This is a genomic window from Gluconacetobacter tumulicola (genome assembly GCF_014174215.1).
Classification (GTDB): Bacteria; Pseudomonadota; Alphaproteobacteria; order Acetobacterales; family Acetobacteraceae; genus Gluconacetobacter; species Gluconacetobacter tumulicola.
In genome coordinates this window covers 1-1209 of sequence record NZ_JABEQL010000069.1, presented here as the reverse complement: position 1 = coordinate 1209, position 1209 = coordinate 1, and the positions used below count along the sequence as shown (strand labels likewise).

Here is a 1209-nt window from a genome sequence, read left to right as displayed (position 1 = left end):
TCTTGCTCGGTCTGAAGGGCAGCCTGAACGAATATGAGCTGGACCTTCTGCGGCAGCGGTCCCTGACGGCACGTTATGAGAAAGCGCGGCGTGGCGAACTCGTAGTGGGTGCGCCTATCGGGTTCGTCAAAACTGGCGACCGTTATGAGAAAGATCCTGACATGCGGGTTCAGGAAGCCATCAGTCTCGTTTTTGACAAGGTCGCCGAACTCGGCAGCGCACGGCAGGCACTACTGTGGTTTCACACGCATGACCTGGATCTGCCGGCACGACGTCGGAACGGCGATGTTGTCTGGCGACGGCCGGACTATGCCACCATCCATCGCATGATCGCCAATCCGATCTATGGTGGCGCCTATGCCTATGGCAAGACCGGCGTGGCCGCGTCGTATGACGGCAGCGCTTTCAATGCCCAGCGCCAGCGCAAATCACGCGAAAACTGGCTTGTTCTGATTCCTGGCACGCATGATGGTTATGTGAGCTGGGACAGGGCAGAGGCGATCCGCCGCATGGTGAGCGAGAATGTGCCGACCGGACGCTATCATGGTGCGCCCAAACACGGGGACGCGTTGCTGGCGGGCCTTTTGCGTTGTCACCGGTGCGGACGCAAGCTGACGCTGCGCTACACGGGAGCCGAACATAATATCCCGCGCTATAGCTGTGTGCGCGGCTGGCTTGATAGCGGGGAACCGCGCTGTATCGCCTTTGGCGGATTGCGGGTCGATGACGCGATCGAAACAGCCCTGCTCGACGTCGTAGGGCCAGGCGCGATCGAAGCTGCAGTCACCGCTCAGGCGACCATCAATGAGCAGCGCGACCAGATACGCGAAGCGCTGGCGCGCGATCTGCAGGCGGCCCGTTACGAAGCGGACCGGGCATTCCGCCAATACAATGCAGCCGATCCGGAAAACAGGCTTGTGACCGGAGAACTGGAACGGCGATGGAACGCTGCTCTGACCGCTGCAGCCGCGATCGAGCAGAGGATTGTCGACCACGACGCGGCACGAGGGCAGGAACCCGCATGCGAACCGCTCTCGTTGCTGGAACTAGCGAACGATCTCAAATTCATCTGGCAGGCGCCAGCAACGGACGTCCGTCTTAGAGCGGAATTCGATCTGAATGAATCTTCAGGGGTACCCAAGCGGGCGTATTTGTGATTCAACATGATGGCCGGATGGGAGGCCGGCGGTCATGTCGAAAGCTCTGTCG

Annotated in this window: 1 protein-coding gene; it reads left to right on the top strand. The window is 60.5% G+C overall.

All coding sequences use genetic code 11. The features are described from left to right. Positions 1 to 1157, top strand: a 1157-nt coding sequence (locus tag HLH29_RS19260; RefSeq protein WP_246374497.1) for a recombinase family protein, incomplete at its 5' end; no start/stop codon positions are given. Positions 1158 to 1209 lie beyond the last annotated feature (52 nt).